This is a genomic window from Frankia sp. CcWB3, assembly GCF_977927595.1.
On sequence record NZ_CDWRCK010000113.1, the window covers coordinates 6,890 to 13,454 of the forward strand.

General features: G+C 74.0%; 5 protein-coding genes. 3 read left to right on the top strand and 2 right to left on the bottom strand.

Annotated elements, in window-relative coordinates:
* Positions 1-128 precede the first annotated feature (128 nt).
* On the top strand, positions 129-1,211 hold the full coding sequence (locus ACY5KJ_RS10675; protein WP_462188906.1) for a cation diffusion facilitator family transporter: 1,083 nt from the start codon (positions 129-131) through the stop codon (positions 1,209-1,211).
* A gap of 75 nt (positions 1,212-1,286) precedes the next feature.
* Here the strand turns inward: ACY5KJ_RS10675 and fabG are convergent, their stop codons facing one another.
* Entirely contained in the window at positions 1,287-2,003 is a 717-nt protein-coding gene (fabG, locus tag ACY5KJ_RS10680; RefSeq protein WP_462188907.1) for a 3-oxoacyl-ACP reductase FabG, read from the bottom strand.
* 219 nt (positions 2,004-2,222) lie between these two features.
* Between fabG and ACY5KJ_RS10685 the strand changes: the two genes are divergently transcribed.
* Together ACY5KJ_RS10685 and ACY5KJ_RS10690 are read left to right on the top strand one after the other, a co-directional pair.
* On the top strand, positions 2,223-2,516 hold the full coding sequence (locus ACY5KJ_RS10685) for a DUF167 domain-containing protein (protein ID WP_462188908.1): 294 nt from the start codon (positions 2,223-2,225) through the stop codon (positions 2,514-2,516).
* A 241-nt stretch (positions 2,517-2,757) separates the two neighbouring features.
* Positions 2,758-5,601, top strand: coding sequence for a pyruvate dehydrogenase (locus ACY5KJ_RS10690; RefSeq protein WP_462188909.1), 2,844 nt, complete (start codon positions 2,758-2,760; stop codon positions 5,599-5,601).
* A gap of 70 nt (positions 5,602-5,671) precedes the next feature.
* On the opposite strand, the gene fabI is transcribed toward ACY5KJ_RS10690, so the two are convergent.
* Positions 5,672-6,445: an enoyl-ACP reductase FabI gene (fabI, locus tag ACY5KJ_RS10695; protein WP_462188910.1), complete on the bottom strand. Its 774-nt coding sequence runs from the start codon at positions 6,443-6,445 to the stop codon at positions 5,672-5,674.
* Between the last annotated feature and the right edge of the window lie 120 nt (positions 6,446-6,565).

Genomic DNA, 6,565 nt, shown 5'->3' on the forward strand with positions numbered 1-6,565 from the left:
TAGGGGCTGGGCACAGACGAGCAACCGAACCGGCACCAGCGGCCCGCGGTACGCACCAGGACGCAGGTGCGATGGGATGGCAGCTGCCACCATGCCGCATTGATCGTTTTCGTCTATCGTCGCGGAACATGAACAGCGGCCACGAGCATGAGCTCCCCACCCATGGCCACGCTCACGCCCACGGGCACGGGCATCATCACGGCGGGCACCCGCACGGCGGACAGCATGACCACCACGCGAGCGGGCGGTGGGCGCGGCTTCGTCACGGCCTGTCAGACCTGGCCGGAGGGCACAGCCACGATCCGGCGGACCAGATCGGCGACGCGTTGGAAGCCGACACCGCCGGCCGCCGCGCCCTCCTGATCAGCCTGGCCGGTCTCGGGCTGACCGCCGCCCTGCAAGCCGCCGTCGTGGCACTGTCCGGATCGGTCGCGCTCCTCGGCGACACCCTGCACAACGTCGCCGACGCGCTCACCGCGGTCCCCCTGCTCATCGCCTTCACCGTGGCGCGCCGCCCGGCCACCGCCCGGTTCACCTACGGCTACGGCCGCGCCGAGGACCTCGCCGGCCTCGCCGTCCTCGCGATGATCGCCCTGTCGAGTGCGCTCGCCGCCTGGGCCGCGATCGACCGCCTCCTGCACCCCCAGCGCGTCGACCATCTGGGAGCGGTCGCCGCGGCCGGGCTCGTCGGCTTCCTCGGCAACGAGATCGTCGCCCGCTACCGCATCAGGGTCGGCCATCAGATCGGCTCCGCCGCCCTCGTCGCCGACGGCCTACACGCCCGCACCGACGGTCTCACCAGCCTCGCGGTGCTCCTCGGCGCCGCCGGTGTCGCGGTGGGCTGGCACTGGGCCGACCCCACCATCGGCCTGGCGATCACCCTGGCGATCCTCGGCGTCCTACGCTCCGCCGCCCGCGTCGTCGGGGCCCGGCTCATGGACGCCGTCGACCCCGCCGTGGTCGCCGAAGCCACCAGGGCACTCCTGCACACCGAGGGCATCGAGGCCGTCCGCGAGCTGCGGCTGCGCTGGATCGGCCACACCCTGCGCGCCGAAGCCGACGTCACCGTCGATGCGAACCTGACCCTGACCGCCGCTCACGACCTCGCCCACGCCGCCGAAGCCCACCTGCTGCGCCGCATCCGCCGCCTGTCCGCCGCCACCATCCACACCAGCCCCGCCCACCACCACGCCGCCACGACGGTCCCCTAAGCCGCAACGCCGATCACACTCGATCACACTCGATCACGGTGCCGCCGAAGCGGTGCTCAGTGCCCCGTGCTCAACTCAGTGCCCCATGCTCAGCCCGCCGTCCACGGGGATCAGCGCACCGTTGATGTAACCGGCCTGCGGGGAGGCGAGGAAGGCGACGAGGGCTGCGACGTCCTCGGCCTCACCCATGCGGCCACCGGGGATGCTGGCCGTGAGCTGCTCCCGCTGCGCCTCGGTCAGCGCGTCGGTCATGTCGGTCCGGATCGGCCCCGGAGCGACCACATTCGAGGTGATGTTGCGCGGAGCCAGCTCGCGGGCGAGGGAACGGGCGAAGCCGATCAGGCCGGCCTTGGACGCCGCGTAGTTGGACTGGCCGGGGCCGCCGACGGAGGCGACGACGGAGGAGATGAAGATGAGCCGACCCCGGCGCAGCCGCATCATCGGCCGGGAGGCACGCTTGGCCACCCGGTAGGCGCCGAGCAGGTTCGTGTCCACGACCTCCTGAAACGCGTCCTCGCTCATCGTCGCCAGCAGGGTGTCCCGCACGATGCCGGCGTTGGACACCACGATCTCCACCGGCCCGAGCTCGGCTTCGACCTCCATGAACGCCCTGTCGACGCTCTCGCTGTTGGCGACGTCCAGACGGACGCCCAGCATCCCCTCGGGGGCGGTGCCCCCGCGGCTGGCGACCGCGACCCGCTCACCCGCGGCCGCCAGGGCGGCGGCGCAGGCGGCGCCGATCCCCCGATTACCACCTGTTACCAGTGCGACACGACCCTCATTTGCGCCCATGAGTCGGATGGTAGCGGCCACCGCGTCGAATCCCGGTGTCCGCCGACGATGACGCCTCAACCGCCGACCGGCATCGGCTTGGCCACCCTCGCGATCCTCCCTGGTGCCGCCCCGAACCGGTCACGCGGACCGGTCACGCGAGCGGGATGGTCGACACAGGTGGAACGATCCGGGCGGGATGGTCGCTCGGGCGGGACGATCCGGGGGGACGATGCGCGCATGCGTCTGATGATCCGAGTTCAGCCGGGCGCCGGGCGGACCGCGGTGGGCCGCCGGCGCGAGGACCCGCTGCACGGCCCGCTGCTGGTCGTCCGGGTCACCGAGCCGGCCGTTGACGGCCGGGCCACCGAAGCCGCCCTGCGGGCCCTGTGCGCGGCGCTGCGGGTGCGCCGGGGAGACGTCCGGCTGGTCCGCGGCGCGACCAGCCGAGTCAAGGCCGTCGAGGTCGAGGTGGCACCGGTCGACGAGCCCGCGCTCCGGATCCGGATCGACGAGCTCGGCCGGGACGGCTGACCGCCGGGGCGGCAGTCCTGGCACGGCAGTCCCGGCATCACCGGGCTGACGCACGACGGCCAACGCCACCGCGATGGAACGCGGATGCTGAAATGGTACGGCCACCGTGGTGAAGGTGGGATACCGACGCGGACACACCATGTGACGGCGGCGGGCACCGCCGATCCGGCCGGCGGCGCAACCTCCGACCGGCACCGCACCACCGCACCACCGCACGTCCGGACTTTGGGAGGTCGGAGTCGTGGGACGTAGGCCGGTCATGCGCAGGCCCGATGTCAGACCGGTGGAGGCGGCGCACACGCGCTCCGGCCGGGGGGAGATGATCATTGCGCCAGACGGCGCCGCGGGGCCGGTCCCGGCCCGGTCCGTGGATCCGCCCGCGCCGGGGACCGACGGCCGGGTCACACACGACGACCAGACCGACGACCGGGCCCGCGAACACCGGGTCACCCACGAACGCCGGGTCACCCGCGACGACCGGGCCGAGGGCGGTCCGCCGGGAGCCGCCAGCCCCCCGACCGGACCGACGAACGGAGACGACGTCGTGGGAACCCAGACCTCGCCGGCCGCGGCCCAGGCCATCCCCGGGCCCCCAGACCCGGCCATGCCAGACCCGGCCATGCCGGGGCCGCCCGGTGGCGTACTCGACCGCGCCGCGCTGGCCGCCGTGGAACGGCGGCTGCGGAGCGTCGCGGCCCGGATCATCGACGGGGACGAACGCGCCGGGCAGCGGTCCGCGGTCGCCGCCGAGTCGGAACGGGCGGCCGTGGCCTCGGTGTCGAGCATCGCCACGGTGCTGTGGTTCGACGCCCTGCGCGCCGAGGACCGCGTCAGTGTGACTCCACGCGCCGCCCCGCTGATCCATGCCGTCCATCACGTCCTGGCGCACGCCAGGCCGACGGCTGAGGAGACGACGGCCGAGGAGACGGCGGCCGCATCACCCGTCCCCGCCGTCTACCGGCTCCCCCAGGCCCGGCCGGGTGAGATCCGTCCGAACGGGGTCCGTTCCGGGCCCGATGGTCGGCCGTTGCGTGCCCTCGGCGCCGGCAACATCGGACCGAGCGGGACGGTCTGGGCGGCGTTGGCCCGCCGTTATGCCGGGGAACGCTTCGACCGGACTCCCCAGGGTCGGCAAATCTGTCTGATCGACTACTCCGAGCTGCACGACCCGACCGTCTGGGAAACAATCACCGATGAGCGGATCGCCCATCTCGGCGAGCTGTTCTGGGTGGTGACGGTGTCCGGCTCCGCGCCGGCCGGACCGGTCGGCGGCATCGGCAAGCCCGCCCGCGCGGCGCGCATGTTCGAAGCCGCCGGCTGGCAGGTGCTCACCGTCCGGTACGGACGCGTCCTCGAGGCGCTCTTCCGGGCCCCCGACGGTCACGCGCTTCGCAACCGCCTCGACCAGCTCCCGATGGGCGAGTACCGCGCGCTGCTGCAGGCCCACGGAGCCGACCTGCGCCGCCGCCTCGCCGGGCCCGGCGCGTCCGGCGCCGGCATCAGCCGCCTGCTGGACACCCTCACCGATGACGAGATCCATGCCTGCCTGCGCGATCTCGGTGGCCACGACCTCCCCCTGCTGATCGACGCCTTCGATGAAGTCGCGGCGGACCGGCCCACGGTCCTGTTTGCCTACACCAGCGACGAGCTCGCCCGAGAGGATCGCTCCCACGGCGAACGGACCCACGGCGGACAGATCCGCAGCGAACAGATCCACAGCGGACGGACCGCCGGCCACGCGTCCGCGGCCCCGTCCGCCGGACCGGGCACGGCGCCGGCCGCCGGCGGTGGCACCCGCCCGGCCCTCCCGCCGGGAGACGACGCCGCGGCCCACCGCCTCGCCCAGCACGTCGCCGGTTACCTGGACCGGGTGCCGGTGCCGCTCGGCGCGGCCCCACCCGTGCCGACCGACTCCGACCACCGCTTCCCGGCATGGATCTCCACCCGGGAGGCGTTCGGCGAGATGCTGCGGGACCTACCCCGGCTCGCGCCCCAGGCGGCCGCCGCGGTGCTGACCATCAGCACGCGCAACGCCGACCCCGTCCTCGCCGGCTGGCTGGCCGCGGCGGACCGGACCGACGGGGAACAACCGGGCCGGCATGTGGCCGGAGGCCTGTCGGCCACGGCCTTCGGCGGGGTGCTGGCCTCACTGGGAGTAGCCTGGAGCCGCCAGGGTCTGCCGCTGCTGCCCGTCGGAGTCGCCGACGAGGTGGCGGTCGGACGGGTACTGCCCGGCTGGATGGCCGGCGCCACCGCGGACGCCCGATCGATGCTCGCCGTGGCGGACACCGGTCTCGACCCGGTCGTCCGCAACCTGGCCTGGAACGGTGGCAACGTCGTCCCCGCCCCGGTGGCCGCGACGTGGGAACCGGCCTTCGCGCACGATCCCGCCTGGTGCCTGCTGGCCGGCCTCGGCGGGCTGGCCCGCCTCGACGGCACCTCCTGCGTGATCCGGCTCTCCGCCCGCCCGGTCGATCAGCGCCTCGCCGAGGTCCCCGTGGACGCGCTGGAACGGCACCGACGCCGGGCCCTGGTCCTCGCCGGAGGGTACCGGCTCCACGAGGGCGGCCCCGACGCCGCGCTCACCCTCGTCGGGGTGGGTGCGGTCATGCCGGAGGTGCTGCACGCCGCGGCGGAGCTACGCGCCGGCCTCGGCCGAGAGATCACGGTCGTGTGCGTGACCTCCCCGAACGCGATGTTCCACGCGCTGCAGGCCCGGCGCGGGTTGGCCGAGGGTTCCGACGCCCTGCTCACCGAGGTGTTCCCCGCGGACCGGCGCACCCCGATCGTGACGGTGGTCGACGGGGACCCCCGTGCCCTGAGTTTCCTCGCCGGCGTCCACGGAGATCCCATCTCCGCCCTCGGTTCGAGCGCGCCACTGCCGGAGGCCTCCGGGCCGCCGGGAGGGCCGCCGGGGGACACCGACCCGGGCTCATCGACCTCCGGCGCCGCCGGCCACGCCGGCAGCGGCAACCTCGCCCGGCGGGACACGGCCTCGTCGCGGGACCGCCGTCGCCGCCCACCGGTGGAGCTGGACACGATCGTCGGAACGGCCCTGGACCTGCTGGACGAGACGGCCGGCTGATCCGGGCCAGACCCACCACACCCGGGCCCCGGGACGCCGGCCGCGCCCTGCCCCCGACGGCCAGCCGCGCTCAGACCCCGACGGCGTGCACGCCGCCGTCGACGTGGACGATCTCGCCGGTGGTGGCCGGGAACCAGTCCGAGAGCAGCGCCACGCAGGCCTGGGCGGCCGGCGCAGTGTCGTGGACGCTCCAGCCAAGCGGCGCCCGGCCGTCCCAGATCTCCTCGAACTGGCTGAAGCCCGGGATGCTCTTGGCCGCCATGGTCCGCAGCGGGCCGGCCGCGACGAGGTTCACCCGCACGCCCCGGGGTCCCAGATCACGGGCGAGGTAGCGGGTGGTGGAGGCGAGGCCGGCCTTCGCCACGCCCATCCAGTCGTACGACGGCCAGGCGACGGACGCGTCGAAGTCCAGGCCGACGATCGACGCCTTCTCAGCGAACAACGGTAGGGCGGCCCGGGTGAGCGACGCCAGCGACCAGGTGGAGATCTGCAGGGCGGTGCCGACCTCGGACCAGGCCGCCTCGACGAACGGCTTCCCACCGAGCACCGATTCAGGTGCGAACCCGACCGCGTGCAGCACGCCGTCCAGGCCGTCGACATGTTCGAGCACCTGCCCGGCCAGCACCGCGAGATGCTCTTCGTCGGTGACGTCCAACTCGACGACGGGCGCCGGGGTGGGCAGTCTCTTGGCGATGCGGCGGGTCAGCGACAGCCCCCGCCCGAATCCGCTGAGGACCACCGCCGCACCCTGCTCCTGGGCGATGCGGGCGACGCTGAATGCGATCGAGGCTTCCGTGAGAACCCCGGTGACGAGAACGCGCTTGCCTTCGAGAAGTCCGCTCATGGGCTGCATACTCCCAAACATCGCCGTCCCGGTAGCGACACCGCCGCCGGGAAGTCGCCCCCGCCGTCAGCGGCGGGTGCCGTCGCCCGCCCACCGTTGCCCGCTCGGCGCTAGGGCCTG